Here is a 17,591-nt window from a genome sequence, read left to right on the forward strand (position 1 = left end):
TGAATGAGCAAGATCGGTCCCGTTGCAGCGTGGGCGTTTTTCTCCCTTTGCGTCATTGCCGTCATCACATTGCCGGTCAATCTTCAGACCCAGCTGATCGTGAGCGTGCTCGTCGTTACGTTCATGGCGATACTGAAGCTCATCAAGGCCGAAGGTCGCTGGCGCCTGATCGCGCTCGCCTTCGGAACGGCTATCGTGCTTCGCTATGTCTACTGGCGCACGACCAGCACGCTGCCGCCGTTGAACCAGCTTGAGAACTTCATTCCCGGCTTCCTGCTCTACCTCGCCGAAATGTACAGCGTGATGATGCTGTCGCTGAGCTTGTTCGTCGTCGCGATGCCGCTGCCGCCGCGCAAGGCAAAGGCCATCTCGCCGGGGGCGTTTCCGAAGGTCGACGTCTTCGTGCCGTCCTATAACGAGGATGCAGGGTTGCTGGCCAATACGCTGGCTGCCGCCAAAGGCATGGATTACCCGGCCGACAAGCTGCAGGTCTGGCTGCTTGATGATGGCGGCACCCAGCAAAAGCGCTACTCGATGAATCTGGTGGAGGCGCAGCGCGCCTCGGCCCGGCATATGGAATTGCAGGCTCTCTGCGACGATCTCGGTGTGCGCTACCTGACCCGCGAGCGCAACGAACATGCCAAGGCCGGTAATCTCAACAACGGCATGCTGCATTCAGACGGCGAGTTGATCGCCGTCTTTGACGCCGACCACGCGCCAGCTCGCGATTTCCTGTTGGAAACGGTGGGCTATTTCGAAAGCGACCCGAAGCTTTTCCTGGTGCAGACGCCGCACTTCTTTCTCAATCCTGATCCGCTCGAGCGCAATCTGCGAACCTTCGAAAAGATGCCGAGTGAGAACGAAATGTTCTACGGCATCATCCAGCGCGGCCTCGACAAGTGGAACGCGGCCTTCTTCTGCGGCTCGGCTGCCGTGCTCCGGCGCAAGGCGCTCGATGATACCGACGGCTTCAGCGGCATGAGCATCACCGAGGACTGCGAAACGGCGCTGGCGCTGCACGGCCGCGGCTGGAACAGCATCTATGTCGATCGGCCGCTAATCGCCGGGCTGCAACCGGCAACCTTTGCCAGCTTCATCGGCCAGCGCAGTCGCTGGGCGCAGGGCATGATGCAGATCCTATTGTTCCGTTTTCCGCTGTTCAAGCGCGGGCTGTCGATCCCGCAGCGGCTTTGCTACATGTCGTCGACGCTGTTCTGGCTCTTCCCGGTGTCGCGCACGATCTTTCTGTTTGCGCCGCTGTTCTATCTGTTCTTCGACCTGGAAATCTTCACCGCGTCGGGTGGTGAGTTCCTTGCCTATACGCTCGCCTACATGCTCGTGAACCTGATGATGCAGAACTATCTCTACGGCGCCTTCCGTTGGCCGTGGATCTCGGAGCTCTACGAATATGCCCAGACCGTGCATCTGCTGCCGGCGGTCATCTCGGTCCTGATGCGCCCGAGCCGGCCGACCTTCAAGGTGACGGCCAAGGACGAGTCGATCCTGGAGAGCCGCCTGTCGGAAATCAGCCGACCGTTCTTCGTCATCTTCGCCGTGCTTTTCATCGCCCTTCTGATGACGGTCTACCGGGTCTACACCGAGCCCTACAAGGCTGACGTAACCCTGGTCGTGGGAGGTTGGAACCTCCTCAATCTGATCATGGCGGGCTGCGCGCTCGGCGTGGTCTCGGAACGCGGGGAAAAGGCGTCATCGCGGCGCGTGAAGGTCAGCCGGCGCTGCGAATTCGGTGTCGCAGATCAATGGTATCCGGCAACGATCGAAGACGTATCGGCCAACGGCGCCCGAATTCAGGTCTATGGCGTCGATGCGGCGACGCTACCCGTCGACACGGACGGGCTCATTCGCTTCGAGCCCTATAGTGGCGATGGCACCTCCGAGACCTTGCCGGTCGCGATCAAGAACAAGGAGAGTGCCGGCGACATCACCACGATCGGCTGCCGTTATCTGCCGCAGGTCGCGCGTCACCACAGTCTGGTGGCGGATCTGATCTTTGCGAACTCCCAGCAATGGAGCGAGTTCCAGAAGGCGCGGCGCGGAAACCCAGGACTGGTCGCAGGCACGGCCTGGTTCCTGTGGCTGGCTTTCTATCAGATGAGCCGCGGCCTGATCTATTTCGCGCGCAGCTTGCGCTCCTCCGACAGGCAAGCGGAGGCGCGGCGATGAAGCGGATGCAGGTTGCCCTCCTCATCATGTTCCTTGCCGCGACGACACAGACGTTCGCGCAGTCGAACCCGTTCGACATGTCGCCGGAGCGGCCGGCCGTCGAGCCGTCTATCGAACTGCCGGAAGGGACGGATGAGGGCCAGCCGACCAGCGAGCCCGGCGCGGACGCAAGCAGTCCCGCAGCGGTTGGCGGCGGGCCCGATGGTTTCAGGCGGTACATCATTCCCTTCAGCGCGCTGTCGCTCACCGGTGAGGTCGATGAACGCGCCTGGTCGATGTATCTGACGCCGGCCCAGGCACAATCGGCTGCAACGTTGAATTTCGGTTATCAGAATGCGATCGTGATCGCGCCGGAGGCTTCGTCCCTTTCGGTTTTCGTCAACGGCGAGCTGGTCGGCGAGGGGCCGATCAAGGCGTCGGGCACCGCCGAGACCCGGAGTTACGCACTGCCGGCCGGTCTGCTGCGGGCCGGTTCCAATGACATCAGGTTTCGGGTGCAGCAGCACCACCGTACCGACTGCACCATCGAATCCACCTATGAACTCTGGACCGAAATCGCGCCGGAGACGGCTTTCATCAGCTTTGCGGATGCGCAGAGCGCGGCATTTGCGAGCGTGGACGATATCCGCGCCGTCGGTCTGGACGACAGGGGACACACGCAGTTCAATCTTGTCGTTCCGGGAATGCAGCAGCCGAGCCGCGCTGCGGGCCTGATGCGGCTTGCACAGGGGTTGGCCCTGCGCGGCCATATGCCGGCGCAGCGGGTCATTCTCAGCGAAGGACTGCCGGAGCTGGGCAAGCCCGGCGAGTTGACCGTGATTGCGGGCACCGTCGATGAGGTATCGCCGCTGCTCCCTTCGCTGCCCGATGGCGCTGCCAGTGGGTCGGTTGCGGCCTTCGTCCGCGATGGCGAGACGAATGCGCCGGTTCTGGTTCTCAGCGGCCCCGACTGGCCGGCCGTTCAGGCCGCGATCGAGGCTATCGCCGAGCCAATGGACCGGCCGAGCAATGTCCCCCGCGACGTCATCAACACCGAACGTTGGCTTTTGCCGGAAACACCTGTCGTTGCCGGCAACACGCGCTTGCGTTTCTCCGAGCTCGCGTCGAGACCAGCGAATTCACCGGTCGTCGCTTCCGGTCCCGGTTTTCGGTGGCAGTCCCGTCGGATTTCTATGCGGACGCCTATGGCGAGGCGACGATCCTGCTGGATGCGGCCTATACCGAGACGGTGCGGCCCGGCAGCCGGATCGACATCTATGTCAACGGCAACATCGCCTCGACGGTCCCGTTCGATTCGGCGACCGGCGGCATCCTGCGGCATTTGCCGATCAATGTGACCATGCGCCATTTCAAGCCCGGGCCCAACCTGATCGAGCTCGAGGCCGTGCTTTTGACGGAGCAGGACAAGGCCTGTGCGCCGGGTGCGCCAGCCTCGACGGATCCGCGTTTTGCACTGTTCGACACGTCCGAACTTCATATGCCCAACTTCGCGCGGATCGGTCGGCGGCCCAATCTCGCCGCGATGTCGGGCGCGGCGGCACCCTATCGCAACAGCGCGGGCGTGATCCCGCTCTTCATTGACCGGGCCGATGCCGACACCTTGTCGGCCGCTGCCACGTTCCTGGCACGGTTGGGGGTGGCCGGCGGGCGGCCGATCGCGGTCGAGATGATTGCCTCGCCTTTGGCCGCTGGCACGCGCAATGCGCTCTTCATCGGTACGTTGCCCGAATTGCCGAAAACTGTGCTGACGCAAGTCGGTATCGATCCCAGCCGCCAGATGTCCTGGGGCAGCGCACAGGCCGTCGGGCGCGGCGCGGATACCCAGAAGGCGATCGATGAATGGCAGACGCGCCTGAGTGGCGGCGCCTGGCGCACCCAGATCACGGCTCTTCAGGATTGGGTAAAGCAGGAGTTCGACATCTCCCTGAGTTCGCTACGCATTCTGCCGCAGGAACAAAGCGATTTTGTCCCTCCGGAAACGGCAACCTTGCTCCTCGCTCAAGGGGCAAACCCCACGGATGACGCCACGTGGACGCTGGTTGCAGCGCCGTCCGCCAAACAGTTGAGCGATGGGGTGTCGGCACTTGCCGACATCGATCAATGGCGAGAGATCGCCGGGCACATCTCGACCTACGAGCCGGCAACCAACGCCGTCAAGGTGGTGCCGGTCGCCAATTTCAGTTTCGTGCAGACAAGGCCGGCCTCGTTTGGCAATTACCGGCTGATCATTGCCAACTGGCTGTCGAGCAACATTCTTTTCTACGCCGTGCTGCTCGTAACACTATCGGTGCTGCTGGGCCTCGCCACGTCATCCATGCTCAGTCGGCTCGGGCGCCGCCCATGATCTGGCGCACGGTTCTTCTCCTCACCCTGGCTCTTGTCGTCGCTCTGCCTCAGACGCGCGCGGCAGCCCAGGGACGGGGCGAGACCGTGAGCGCCGAGGATTGGCAGAAGTATAAGACAAAGTTCCTCGATCCCGGTGGGCGCATTATCGATGACGGTAACGGCGGCATCAGCCACAGCGAGGGACAAGGTTATGGTTTGTGGCTGGCGGTGCTTGCCGGCAGCGCTGCCGATTTCGAGCTGATCTGGTCCTTTACCCGTCGCGAGCTGCTTTTGCGCGACGACGGACTTGCCGCCTGGAAATGGAGCCCGAGCGAAAAGCCGCATGTGATCGATATCAACAATGCGACCGACGGCGATATCCTGATCGCCTATGCGCTGACGCTTGCCGGCGAACGGTGGAAGCGAAAGGACTACCTCTCGGCGGCCTCCAAGATCGCGAAAGCAATCCTCGACCGGACCGTGATCGACTACGGCGGCCGAACCTTGCTGCTGCCGGGGGTTGCCGGTTTTTCCGCAACCGATCGCGAAGACGGTCCCGTCGTCAACCCTTCCTACTGGATCTTCGAGGCCTTCCCTGTCCTTGATCGCGTCGCGCCTTCGCCGATATGGGCGGCGCTGGCGAATGATGGTCGCAAGATGCTTGATCAACTGCAGCTCGGCCCGCGAAAGATGCCGGCCGATTGGATCAGCGCCAAAACGCGCCTGAAGGCGGCGCAGGGCTTCCCGGCGGAATTCGGCTACAATTCGCTGCGCATTCCGCTCTACCTGGTTCGGGCAGACATCGATGACGCCGAATTGCTTTCAAGATTGCGGCAGGGCATGCTTGGTGCCAATGGCGAATTGCTCATCAGCGACGTAACGACAGGGGCTGTTCGGGCGACGCTGACGGACCCCGGTTATCAATTTGTTAACCATATTCTGGCCTGTCTCATGGAGCGGGCTCCGTTGCCCGACAGCGTCAAGGTGTTCAGCCCGACGCAATATTACCCTTCGACACTGCACCTCCTCGGGTTGTCTTATGCGAAGGAGAAGCGTCCGGAGTGTCTATGAAGTCCTCAACCGTTGTCATCGCCGGAATCATCCTCACGGCGGTCGGGATTGTCGGATTTACCGACGATGGGCTTCTGCGCAAGAATTGGGCCGGCAACGCCGGTGCGCCAGCGACGGGCCCTGACGGAGGCGCGCTTCCCGACGAGGCGTCGTTCGGTGTCGTGGACAGAGGTTCGAGAGGCGCAGCGCCTGAGTTTCGGCAGGTCACGCAGAATACGCAGCCCGCCGATGCGAGGCGGTCGCAGGCAACGGCGCCGGTGGTAGACGAATCGGCACTGCGCTACTTCGCCAGCAAGGGTGATACCGCTCGACTGCAGGCCGAGATATCACGGCTGAGGGCGCTCTATCCCGATTGGACGCCGCCCAAGGACCCACTTGCGGTTCCGCGTAACAAGGATGTCCAGCTCGAAACGATGTGGCAGCTCTATTCGGAGGGGCGCTACGCCGAGGTTCGAAAGGCGATCGCCGAGCGCCAGGCAAGCGAGGCCGCCTGGAAACCGCCGGCCGATCTGCTCGAGCGGCTGAACGTCGCCGAAGCACGGGCGCGCCTGGTGAATGCCTCCGATCTCAAGCAGTACGAGACGGTCATCGAGGTTGCGGCGAGCACACCGAGCCTGTTGACGTGCTCGGAAGTGGATGTGCTGTGGCGGGTGGCCGATGCCTTCACCGAGACCAAACGTCCCGATCGCGCCCGAGACGCCTATCTCTACGTGCTGAAGAATTGCGAGAACGCTCCGGAGCGGCTGGCGACGGTGCAGAAGGCGGTTTCCGGACTGCCCTATGAGATGGCGCAGGAGATTTTGGCCCACGAACGGACAGCACCTGGAGGCGCTGCCGAGTTCGAAAGCATTCGCGACGACCTGGCGCGCCGCTTCGTTGCGGAAGGCGACGCGGATGGCAAGCTGGCGGTCGATCCCAAATATATCCAGCGCCTCGAACGCCTGGTCGAAACCGAGGGCATGGCGAGTGACGCGCTGCTCCTGGGCTGGTACCAGCTTCGCCGGGAGAATATCAGCGCGGCCGAACAATGGTTCCGTCGCGCCCACGACAAGGAAGATTCAGCCTCCGCGTCGCAAGGCCTGGCGCTGACCTTGATCGCCCGCAAGGCGCATGAGGATGCGGAAAAAGTACTGTATCCCTGGCGCGATACGTCGACCGATGCCAAGGCGACCTATTTTGCCGCGACGGCAAACCTGCTGGCGATCGAGCCACCGGTCACGCTGAGCGAGGAAGTACTGACCCGGATCGCGCAGGAGACGACCAAAGGGCGTGATCCGGCCACGGCGCAGCAGTTCGGCTGGTATGCCCGTGCCATGGAACAACCGGCGACGGCCGCACAATGGTTTGCCACCGCGCTTCGCTGGAAGCCCGATGACGAACCTTCGGCCTATGGCCTGGCGCTCAGCCGCAACCAGCTGGGCGATGCTGCCGGCGTCGCCGAGATCCAGCGGCTCTGGGCGGGGCGCTCGGAGCGCATCGCCCTCCTCGGCGAGACCGAGGAGGAACGGCGCGACGCCATCGCCCGGCAACAACAGCCGCTTGCGCGAGAGCCGGCACCGATAGCTGATGCGGAGCGAAGGTCACCTGCAGTCGTGACGGAGGCCGCGCCACGAACGACGACACGCTATGTGGTCGAGCAGCCGGTTGCCGTTGCTCGCCGACCACAAGCGGCCGGCAGGGCGGTAACGGGATGCCGGACGACCATCAACCCGGCGCGGCTGTCGCCGCAGGCGCGCTGACGCGCGGCTGGTGCCTGATGGATCTGAACCGCCCGCTGGAAGCGGCCGAATCCTTCGAGGTCGCCCTGCAGGCACCAGCATTGCAAATGCGCGAAGATGCCGCTTATGGCCAGAGCCTCGCCTATCTCAGGGCCGGGCTGACCAACAAGGCTGCGGTCGCCGCAACGAAATCAACACAGAGCCGTGGTCGGGCCGAAGAACTCCAGAGCGCGATCCTCGCCGACCGGGCGATTGCCGCTTTCGATGCCAAACGTTATCGCGAGACGCTGATTTTTCTCGATCAGTTGGGGCAGATCTCGACGCAGCGGTCCGACCTGATGGTGCTGCGCGGTTACGCCTATCTCAGTCTCAAGTATTACGCCGAAGCCCGACGTATCTTCGAGGCAGTCGCTGCCACCGGCAATCGTGAGGCGCAGCGCGGCCTTGCCGATGTCGGCAAGGCGCAGGAGATCTGGCCGAACAAGTAAACGCTTCGCAAGCGATTCCGTCGCGACACGACAGTTGCCGCGAGCCAGATTGGCCGAAGCACCTTCACGCAGCGGATGTATCGCCAAACGTTCCTAAACTTTGCAGATCGTGCTTCCCGGATTTCCTCTTTGGAAGGAAATTAGCGGGACGCGGTGTTATCGTCGCTCGACATCGCGGCGTTGATATCATTGCAATCGCCGCGTTGCGCGTAGAGGATGGAGCGCAGACCGGCCAGTTGGTGGTGAGGAGATCACTGATAGGGTCGAGGGGAGGAGACGAGAGATGTTTCAGGGCGGATTGAGCTTCGCGCTCGGCGAGGACATTGACGCGTTGCGCGATAGCGTGCGCCGTTTTGCGACTGAGCGTATCGCGCCGCTGGCGGCGGAAACCGATCGCAACAACGCTTTCCCGACGCCACTCTGGCGTGAGATGGGAGATCTCGGGCTGCTCGGCATCACCGCCGACGAGGCCTATGGCGGTGCGGGCATGGGCTATGTCGCCCATTGCGTCGCCATGGAAGAGATCAGCCGCGCCTCCGCCTCCGTCGGCTTGAGCTACGGCGCCCATTCCAATCTCTGCGTCAACCAGATCAGCCGCAACGGCAACGAGGCGCAGAAGGCGCGCTACCTGCCGAAACTGATCTCCGGCGAACATGTCGGCGCACTCGCCATGTCCGAACCGGGAGCGGGCTCCGACGTCGTTTCCATGACGCTTCGGGCCGAGAAGCGCGGCGACCGCTACGTTCTCAACGGTGGCAAGATGTGGATTACCAACGGCCCGGATGCGGACGTGCTGGTCGTCTACGCCAAGACGGACCCAAGTGCCGGTCCGCGCGGAATTACCGCCTTCCTCGTCGAAAAAGACTTTGCTGGCTTTTCCACCGGCCAGAAGCTCGACAAGCTCGGCATGCGCGGCTCGAACACCTGCGAGTTGATCTTCCGGGATTGCGAGGTGCCGGCGGAAAATATTCTCGGCAACGAAGGCGGCGGTGTCCGAGTGCTGATGTCGGGCCTCGATTATGAGCGTGTCGTTCTGTCCGCCGGACCGCTCGGCATCATGTCCGCTTGCCTTGACGTCGTCGTCCCCTATCTCCACGAGCGCAAGCAGTTTGGCCAGGCGATCGGCGAGTTCCAGCTCATGCAGGGCAAGCTTGCCGACATGTATGTGACGGCGAACGCGGCGCGCGCCTATGTCTATGCGGTGGCTGCAGCCTGCGATCGTGGTGAGACCACCCGCAAGGACGCGGCCGGCTGTATTCTTTATGCGGCCGAGAAGGCAACGGCGCTGGCGCTCGAAGCCATCCAGGCGCTCGGCGGTAACGGCTACACCAACGACTATCCGGCCGGGCGGCTGTTGCGTGACGCCAAGCTCTACGAGATCGGTGCCGGAACCAGTGAAATCCGCCGCATGCTGATCGGCCGCGAGCTGTTCACCGAGACCAGATAGACGCCAGGGTAGACCTCCGAAGCCACAATCAGGCTCGATCGAATGAGGACTTCATGACTGTTCTGAAATCTCACATCTCGCCCTCGTCCGACGTGTTCAAGGCCAATCAGGCGGCGATGGCGGAGGCGATTACGACTGTGGAGGACGCCGTCAAGATGGCGGCCGGCGGTGGAGGCGAGACGGCGCGCGAGCGCCATGTCAGCCGCGGCAAACTGCTGCCGCGCGACCGCGTCGCCTCGCTGATCGACCCGGCAACGCCCTTCCTCGAAATCTGCTCGACGGCCGCACACGGCATGTATAACGGCGATGCGCCGGCAGCGGGTCTCATCACCGGTATCGGCCGGGTGTCCGGCCGCGAATGCATGATCGTTTGCAACGACCCGACCGTCAAAGGCGGGACCTATTATCCCATGACGGTCAAGAAGCATCTGCGTGCGCAGGAGATTGCCGCCGAGAACCAGTTGCCGTGCATCTACCTGGTCGATTCCGGCGGCGCCAACCTGCCGAACCAGGACGAGGTCTTTCCCGACCGGGAGCATTTCGGTCGGATCTTTTACAACCAGGCCAACATGTCGGCGGCCGGAATTCCGCAGATCGCCGTTGTCATGGGATCGTGCACCGCAGGTGGCGCCTATGTGCCGGCCATGTCGGACGAGACGATCATCGTCGAGGGTCAGGGCACGATCTTCCTGGCCGGCCCGCCGCTGGTGCGCGCGGCGACCGGTGAAGTGGTCTCGGCCGAGGACCTTGGCGGCGCCGACGTGCACACGCGTCTCTCCGGTGTTGCCGACCATATGGCGCGCGATGATGCGCATGCGCTGGCGCTTGCCCGCCGTGCGGTCGCCGCACTCAACCGCCGCAAACCGACGTCGGTGGAATTGCAGAGCCCGGAGCCGCCGCTTTACGATCCGCAGGAGATCGCCGGCATCGTGCCGGCGGACCTGCGCACGCCCTATGACATCCGCGAAGTCATCGCCCGACTTGTCGATGGCTCCCGCTTCGACGAGTTCAAGGCGCGCTACGGCACCACGCTCGTCTGCGGTTTCGCGCATGTCCACGGCGTTCCCGTCGGCATCATCGCCAACAATGGCGTGCTTTTTTCGGAATCGGCGCTGAAGGGTGCGCACTTCGTCGAGCTTTGCGCCCAGCGCAAGATCCCGCTGGTGTTCCTGCAAAACATCACCGGCTTCATGGTCGGCCGCAAATATGAGACCGAAGGCATCGCCAAGCACGGCGCCAAGCTGGTCACGGCCGTGGCGACGGCGCAGGTGCCGAAAATCACCATGCTGGTCGGCGGATCGTTCGGTGCCGGCAACTATGGCATGTGCGGTCGCGCCTTCTCGCCGCGGTTCCTCTGGACCTGGCCCAACAGCCGGATTTCTGTAATGGGCGGCGAACAGGCGGCCGGCGTGTTGTCGACGGTGCGCGGCGAGGCGCTGAAGCGCGCCGGAACGCCCTGGAACGAGGAAGAGGAAGCCAAGTTCCGGCAGCCGGTTCTCGATCTCTTCGAGCGCCAGAGCCATCCGCTCTATGCCTCGGCCCGGCTCTGGGACGACGGCGTCGTCGACCCGCGCAAGAGCCGCGACGTTCTCGGGTTGTCCCTGTCGGCGGCGCTCAATGCGCCAATAGAAGATACGCGTTTCGGCCTGTTCAGAATGTAGGGAGATCGCGATGAAGCGCGAAAACGTCAACGCCAAGAATGCGCCGCAACCCCGTGGCGGCTATTCGCAAGCCGTGCGGCTCGAGAATTTCGAGCGACTGGTTTTCGTCAGCGGCCAGGTGCCGCTCAATTCCGACGACGTGCTGCCCGACGGCTTCGAGGCACAGGCGCGCCAGGTCTGGCTGAACATTGACGCCCAATTGAAGGCCGCCGGCATGAGCAAGGCCGATATCGTCAAGGTGACGGCCTTTCTCGCCGATCGCAACCACACCATGGCCAACCGCGCGGCCCGTGCCGAATATCTCGGTCCGCTCGCGCCGGCGATGACGGTGGTGATTGCCGGCATCTTCGATTCCGGTTGGTTGCTCGAAGTCGAAGTGATCGCGGCACAATAGGGCGGGCCATATGCCGATGTTTTCAAAGCTTCTGATTGCCAACCGCGGTGAGATCGCCTGCCGCGTCATCCGCACGGCCCGGCGCCTGGGCATCCGCACTGTCGCCGTTTATTCCGATGCCGATGTCGACGCTTTACATGTGACGTTGGCGGACGAGGCGATCCGCATCGGACCGCCAACAGCCTCCGAGAGCTATCTTTCGATCGAGCGGATCGTGGCTGCGGCTCGGTCCGTCAACGCGGATGCCATTCACCCGGGCTACGGTTTCCTGTCGGAAAACGCCAATTTTGCCGAGGCGGTCGAGGCCGCGGGCATGACTTTCGTCGGCCCGTCGCCGGACGCTATTCGCGCGATGGGGCTGAAGGATGCGGCCAAGGCGCTGATGCAACAGGCCGGCGTGCCCGTTGTCCCCGGTTATCACGGTGACGAGCAGGAGCCATCCTTCCTGGCGGACCGGGCGGCTGACGTCGGCTTTCCCGTACTCATCAAGGCGCGCGCAGGTGGCGGCGGCAAGGGGATGCGCAAGGTCGAGCAGCCGCACGAGTTTGCTGCGGCCCTTGAAGCAGCGCGCCGCGAAGCCGAAGCCGCCTTCGGCGACGGCGCGGTGCTCATCGAGAAATACCTGACCAAGCCGCGTCACATCGAAGTCCAGGTCTTCGGCGACCGCCACGGCAATATCCTGCATCTGTTCGAGCGCGACTGCTCGCTGCAGCGCCGCCATCAGAAAGTGATCGAGGAGGCGCCGGCGCCCGGCATGACGGCGGAGGTTCGCCGCGCCATGGGCGAGGCCGCGGTCAAGGCTGCGCGCGCCATCGGCTATGTCGGTGCGGGCACGGTCGAATTCATCGCCGATGTCACCAACGGGCTCTGGCCGGACCAGTTCTATTTCATGGAAATGAACACCCGGCTTCAGGTGGAGCATCCGGTCACCGAGGCGATCACGGGCATTGACCTCGTCGAGTGGCAGTTGCGCGCCGCTGTCGGCGAGGCCTTGCCAAAGCGACAGAATGAAATCGCCATTGATGGCTGGGCGTTCGAGGCACGGATCTATGCCGAGGATCCGGCGCGCGGCTTCCTGCCGGCAACCGGGCGGCTCGCAACGCTCGATTTTCCTGTAGACGGCGTCCGCGTCGATGCCGGCGTCCGGCAGGGCGACGTCATCGCCCCCTACTACGACCCGCTGATCGCCAAGCTGATCGTACACGGGCCGAGCCGCTCGTCGGCGCTGGCGCGGCTGGAGAGCGCCCTCAAAGCCTGCCGTATCGGCGGTACCATCACCAATCTCGATTTCTTGGCCCGCCTCGCTGCAGAGCCCGAGTTTCGCGCCGGGCGCCGGATACCGGCCTTATCGACCGGGCAATCGATCAATTGACGACGCCTGTGGTGCCGAGTGACGAGGCGCTGGCACTGGCGGCGATCGCCGCCACCGGCGTGCTGCAGCCGATGAAATCCGACGATCCCTGGTCGTCGCTCGGTCACTGGCAGATCTGGGGGGATGCTCATAGAAGCATTGCCGTCGACCACGCCGGCGGGCGATCGGTCGTCACGCTTGCCGCGCGCGGGCGCGATCAGTTCGCAGTGCGGGCTGGCGAAAGCACCTTTCCGGTGCTTGTGCTCGATCGGTTCGACGATGGCGCCCGTGTGGAGATCTCCGGCGAGCAACGCGTCTTCCGCTTCCTGCGCGAGCATGAAACCATCACGCTCTTCGTCAGTGGCGAGACCTTCGTTCTTCGCCTTCCCGATGCGCTCGCCACCGCCCACGCCGGTGAGGCGGCGGAGGACGAGCTTGCCGCTCCGATGCCCGGCATCGTCAAGCTCATCCATGTTCGCGCCGGCGACGTGGTCACGAAGGGCCAACCGCTCGTGGTGATGGAAGCGATGAAAATGGAGCTGACGCTGGCAGCGTCGCGTGCGGGCGTCATCGAGAGCGCGCTGGTAACGCCAGGCGAACAGGTAAGCGCCGGCGCGATCCTCGTCGTGTTGCAACCGGAGCGCAGCGAATGAGCGTGCTGGCGCCAGAACATGTCACACTTGTCGAAATGGCGCCACGCGACGGCTTGCAGAACGAGAAGCGGCTTGTCGACACGAAGGACAAGATCCACCTTGTCGATCTGCTGTCGGACTGTGGTTACCAGCGCATAGAGGTCACGAGCTTCGTCAGCCCGAAATGGGTGCCGCAAATGGCGGATGCGTCGGCTGTCATGGCCGGGATAAAGCGTCGACCGGGTACGCGCTACGCGGCGCTGACGCCGAACTTGCAGGGCTTCGATGCGGCTCTGGCGGCCAAGGCCGACGAGGTTGCGATCTTCGCGTCGGCGTCTGAGACCTTCTCGCAGAAGAACATCAATTGTTCGATTGCCGAAAGCATCGAGCGCTTTCGCCCGGTTGCAGAGGCCTGCCGCGCCAGTGCTGTGCCGTTGCGAGGCTATGTCAGCTGCGTTGTCGAGTGCCCCTATGAAGGCGCGATCGCGCCGGAGAGCGCTGCCCAAGTGGCCGCCGCCTTGATGGTGCTTGGCTGTTACGAGATCAGCCTTGGCGACACGATCGGGCGCGGCACGCCCGAGGCGGTCGACGCGATGTTGGCGGCCGTGCTGGCTCATGTTCCGGCCGAACAATTGGCGGGCCATTTTCACGACACGTCCGGGCGAGCGCTCGACAATATCGGAGTCGCGCTCGAGCGCGGCTTGCGTGTCTTCGACGCTTCTGCCGGTGGCCTTGGCGGCTGCCCCTATGCGCCGGGCGCCGCAGGGAATGTCGATACGCTTGATGTCAATGCCTTTGTCATCGGGCGCGGGTTTTCGACGGGGCTGGATGCGGCAAGGCTCGAAGATGCGGCCGCCTTCGCACGATCGCTGAGGAGTGCTGGCTGATGTTCGAAACGATCCGATACGCCGTCGATGCGAAGGGCGTCGCCCGCCTGACGCTGGCGCAACCGCAGAAGCACAACGCGCTTTCCGCAATCATGATCGGTGAACTGACTGAGGCGGCGGAGCGACTGTCAGTGGATGTCACCGTCCGCGTCGTGGTGCTCGATGCCGAAGGCCGCAGTTTCTGCGCCGGCGGCGATCTCAACTGGATGCGCGAGCAGTTCGACGCGGACCGGCCGACCCGGATCGCCGAGGCGACCCGTCTGGCGTTGATGTTCAAGGCGCTGAACGAGATCGCCAAGCCGGTCATCGCACGGGTGCACGGCAATGCCTTCGGCGGCGGCGTCGGCCTCATGAGCATCTGCGATGCCGTCATTGCGTCGTCCGATGCGCGCTTCGGCCTGACCGAAACCCGGCTCGGCCTCATTCCGGCGACCATCAGCCCCTACGTCGTTGCCCGCATCGGCGAGGGCAGGGCGCGGCCTCTGTTCATGTCCGCACGCCTGTTCAGCGCCGAAGAGGCAAGGGATGCCGGTCTGGTGACGGCCATTGCTGCCCCCGATGCGCTTGATGCGGCAATTGCGGCCGAGGTCGAACCCTATCTCCAGACAGCGCCCGGTGCGACCGGACGGGCGAAACGGCTTGCCCGTTCGCTCGGACAGCCGATCACCGAAGAGACTATTGCCGCGACGATCGAGCAGCTTGCCGATTGCTGGGAGTCCGATGAGGCGCGCGAAGGCGTTGCCGCCTTCTTCGAACGGCGCGAGCCCTCTTGGCGACAGGCATCGCTTCCTTGATTTGAGCAGATTTTGAGCCTATTTTGATCAGGTGATGATCAAGATAAGATCGGAATGCGCCATGTCAGCCGTCGGCTTCAACATCTCTGCCTCCCATTTCGGCGAAAGCCAGTCGTCGTTTCTGTCTGCCCGGCTGGTCGCGGATCGTCTGGGCGTGACACTTGCGGAACTGGCGAAGCTGATCGACGTCGCACGCAACACGCTGACGGCGAAGTCGAGCGCGCGCAAGGTCGACGCGGCTCTCAGCAAAGTCGTGCGTATCCTCGCCATGGCTGCCGAAATGGCGGGCGACGAGAGCCGGGCCGTGATCTGGTTCAAGCACCAGCCGATCCCCGGATGGGCGGGCAAGACTGCCTATGATCTTGCCCGAGAGGGCAAGGCAGACAAGGTGCTTGCCTATCTCGAGGCCGTGCGTTCGGGTGTCTACGCCTGATGTCGGAGAGTGAGCCGGTGCGCCTCTGGCGCGCCTATGTGCCCCGCTGGGCCCACGCTCCGCTTTCGGGCGATGGTGCCGCGCGCTTCGGCGGCCGCTGGAACCCGGTCGGCCTGCCGACGATTTACGCGGCGCGCGAACTGTCGACCGCCTGGGCGGAATATAACCAGAGCTTTGTCCAGCATCCCGCTTTGATCGCTCAGCTTGAACTGCGGCATGCGTGGCTGGCCGATATGATGGCGCCGGATGTGCTTGCGGATTTCGGCGTTACTGATGATATCCACCGGGAGGAGTGGCGCGACGCACTGGATCAAGGCGTGGTGCCGGCGACGCACCGTCTGCAGGCGGAGTTGACCAGCCGTGGTTTCGATGGGCTGATCTACCCGTCCTTCATGTCCCCGGGCGGCAGCTGCGTCGCGCTCTGGCGATGGAATGCCGGCGGGGCGGAGTTGACGGTGATCGATCCGGAAAGCCGCTTGCCGAAGACGCCGGCGTCCTGGCTCTGAGGCCGATACGCCCAGTCAAAAAACCTTGCCGGGGTTCAGGATGCCCTTCGGGTCAAGCGCGTGCTTGATCCGGCGCATGACCTCAAGCTCAGCCGCACTTCGCGAATGGCCGAGGAACTCCCGCTTCAAGGTGCCGATGCCGTGTTCGGCGGAGATCGAGCCGCGATAGCGCCGAACGATGTCATAGACGATGCCGTCGACCGCGTGCTGCGTGCTCTCGTCGCTTCCCGGCGTGGAAAAAGCGATGTGCAGATTGCTGTCGGCAACATGCCCGAAGAAGGAGATGTGCGCCTGCGGGAAACGGGCGGCGAGCGCCGCGCCGCATTCGGCCGCGAAACGGCCGATTTCGCCGATCGGCAGGCTGACGTCGAGATTGATCAGCGCCGGCAGCAAGCGGTCCATCGCGTGGCCCTCGCGCACCTGCCAGAAGAGCCGGCTTTCTTTCTCCGACTGGGCGATCAGAGCATTGACGATGACATCGTCTTCCAGTGCGGCGCCGAGGAAGGTCTCAAATTCCTCGCTGTCGGTCTCGTGGCCCTGGACATCCTGTTCCACGATCACCGCAAAGGCGGGGGACGTCTCGAAAAAGCGCTGTCCCTCCGCCTCGCAGTTGAAGTGAAAATAGTCTTCCCACATGGCCTCGAAGGCCGAGAGGCCAGGAAGTCCTCTTTGTGCTCGCGCCAGGAAGGCGACGACCTGGTCATAGGTCTGAAGCGCGCAGAGCGCCGTCAGCCGTCCGGACGGCCGCGGCTTCAACCGCAGGACGGCGCGTGTGATGACGCCGAGCGTGCCCTCCGAACCGATGAAATACTGGCGCAGATCATAGCCGGTGTTGTTCTTGATCATCTTGCTGAGCGACGAGAGGATCGTGCCATCGGCAAGCACGGTTTCAAGCCCCAGGACGTTGTCACGCGTGACGCCATGGCCGATGACGCGGATGCCGCCGGCATTGGTGGCGAGATTGCCGCCGATCTGGCAGGAGCCGCGGGCGCCGAGGTCTATCGGCAGCAGGAAGCCTGCATCGTCGGCGGCGCGCTGGGCGACCTCGAGCGGCGTGCCGGCAAGGACGGTCATGGTTGCGGAAAGCGGATCGATTTCCTCAACGCCGGTCAGGCGTTCGAGCGAGATGGAAATCGCGTCCTCGTCCGGGTTCGCGCCGCCGGCAAGGCCGGTCAGCCCACCTTGTACGACGACCGCCTGGCCATGGGCGTTGCATATGCGGAGGGTCGCTGCGACTTCCTCTGTGTTCGCAGGGCGGATGACGGCCTTCGGAAGATAACGTCCGGTGAGGCTGGCGTCGCTGCGATAGCGCTCGCCGATGTCAGTGCCGGTCAGCACGGCATCGCCGAGTGCCTGTTTCAGATCGTCAATAACGGACATGCGCCTCGTCTCCCGCTTCTCTCACCGCATGAGGTGCTGTAGCGCATCTCGGCAGAAACGGGAAATGGCTTGGAGGCGAGATGAGGATCGGGCGCTGAGAAGCCGTCAGGTCCCGGTGCGTGCCAGTTCGAACGGTTGGACCGGCGCCTCCGCCTCGACGTCTGCGCTTGGCACCTCGTTGCCCGCCTTCTCGTCCCTGAACAACTTCCACTTTGTCGGGCGGAATGCGACCCTTGCGCGGTCCTGTGTTGTGGTGCGTTCGGGCGGCAGTTCGATTTCGGCATGCGGATGGTTGCGGCCGAGGTCGAGTTCGAGATGGC

At 63.7% G+C, this 17,591-nt stretch carries 10 protein-coding genes and 4 pseudogenes; 12 read left to right on the plus strand and 2 right to left on the minus strand.

All coding sequences use genetic code 11. The features are described 5' to 3' along the window. The first annotated feature begins 3 nt into the window (after positions 1–3). The 12 genes and pseudogenes from bcsA to BKP54_RS29940 all read left to right on the plus strand — a co-directional run bounded on the left by bcsA (position 4) and on the right by BKP54_RS29940 (position 15,891). A complete protein-coding gene (gene bcsA, locus BKP54_RS29885; protein WP_057208928.1) occupies positions 4–2,184 on the plus strand; it encodes a UDP-forming cellulose synthase catalytic subunit in 2,181 nt (726 codons plus the stop codon). Then, a pseudogene (locus BKP54_RS29890) lies at positions 2,181–4,528 on the plus strand (cellulose biosynthesis cyclic di-GMP-binding regulatory protein BcsB). The gene bcsA and the pseudogene BKP54_RS29890 overlap by 4 nt, the downstream one beginning before the upstream one ends. Continuing rightward, positions 4,525–5,580, plus strand: coding sequence for a glycosyl hydrolase family 8 (locus BKP54_RS29895; RefSeq protein WP_025428456.1), 1,056 nt, complete (start codon positions 4,525–4,527; stop codon positions 5,578–5,580). The pseudogene BKP54_RS29890 and the gene BKP54_RS29895 overlap by 4 nt, the downstream one beginning before the upstream one ends. Further along, positions 5,577–7,786, plus strand: a pseudogene (locus BKP54_RS29900) (cellulose synthase). Before BKP54_RS29895 ends, BKP54_RS29900 begins: the two are co-directional and overlap by 4 nt. Before the next feature lie 283 nt (positions 7,787–8,069). After that, positions 8,070–9,233, plus strand: coding sequence for an isovaleryl-CoA dehydrogenase (locus tag BKP54_RS29905; protein WP_025428458.1), 1,164 nt, complete (start codon positions 8,070–8,072; stop codon positions 9,231–9,233). 53 nt (positions 9,234–9,286) lie between these two features. After that, positions 9,287–10,894: a carboxyl transferase domain-containing protein gene (locus BKP54_RS29910; RefSeq protein WP_025428459.1), complete on the plus strand. Its 1,608-nt coding sequence runs from the start codon at positions 9,287–9,289 to the stop codon at positions 10,892–10,894. A 10-nt stretch (positions 10,895–10,904) separates the two neighbouring features. After that, positions 10,905–11,288 (plus strand): RidA family protein, encoded by a 384-nt coding sequence (locus BKP54_RS29915; protein ID WP_057208934.1) that lies wholly within the window; start codon positions 10,905–10,907, stop codon positions 11,286–11,288. A 16-nt stretch (positions 11,289–11,304) separates the two neighbouring features. Further along, positions 11,305–13,292: pseudogene (locus tag BKP54_RS29920) on the plus strand (acetyl/propionyl/methylcrotonyl-CoA carboxylase subunit alpha). Continuing rightward, the gene (locus BKP54_RS29925; protein WP_025428462.1) at positions 13,289–14,158 is read left to right on the plus strand and encodes a hydroxymethylglutaryl-CoA lyase; all 870 of its coding nucleotides are present in this window, start codon (positions 13,289–13,291) and stop codon (positions 14,156–14,158) included. The pseudogene BKP54_RS29920 and the gene BKP54_RS29925 overlap by 4 nt, the downstream one beginning before the upstream one ends. Beyond that, positions 14,155–14,952: a crotonase/enoyl-CoA hydratase family protein gene (locus tag BKP54_RS29930; RefSeq protein ID WP_025428463.1), complete on the plus strand. Its 798-nt coding sequence runs from the start codon at positions 14,155–14,157 to the stop codon at positions 14,950–14,952. The genes BKP54_RS29925 and BKP54_RS29930 overlap by 4 nt, the downstream gene beginning before the upstream one ends. Positions 14,953–15,013: 61 nt before the next feature. Further along, positions 15,014–15,385, plus strand: a complete 372-nt coding sequence (locus BKP54_RS29935) for an MbcA/ParS/Xre antitoxin family protein (RefSeq protein ID WP_084815340.1) — start codon at positions 15,014–15,016, stop codon at positions 15,383–15,385. Continuing rightward, positions 15,385–15,891 carry an RES domain-containing protein gene (locus BKP54_RS29940; protein WP_025428465.1) on the plus strand — a complete coding sequence of 169 codons (507 nt, stop codon included), beginning with the start codon at positions 15,385–15,387 and terminating at the stop codon, positions 15,889–15,891. Before BKP54_RS29935 ends, BKP54_RS29940 begins: the two co-directional genes overlap by 1 nt. Positions 15,892–15,906: 15 nt before the next feature. Here the strand turns inward: BKP54_RS29940 and BKP54_RS29945 are convergent, their stop codons facing one another. Further along, positions 15,907–17,271 (minus strand): FAD-binding oxidoreductase, encoded by a 1,365-nt coding sequence (locus BKP54_RS29945; RefSeq protein ID WP_057208938.1) that lies wholly within the window; start codon positions 17,269–17,271, stop codon positions 15,907–15,909. Between the two features lie 105 nt (positions 17,272–17,376). Next, positions 17,377–17,591 (minus strand): annotated as a pseudogene (locus BKP54_RS36845) (sulfate ABC transporter ATP-binding protein); the annotation flags it as partial.

The sequence above is a fragment of the Ensifer sp. 1H6 genome, assembly GCF_001976035.1.
Taxonomy (GTDB): Bacteria; Pseudomonadota; Alphaproteobacteria; order Rhizobiales; family Rhizobiaceae; genus Ensifer; species Ensifer canadensis.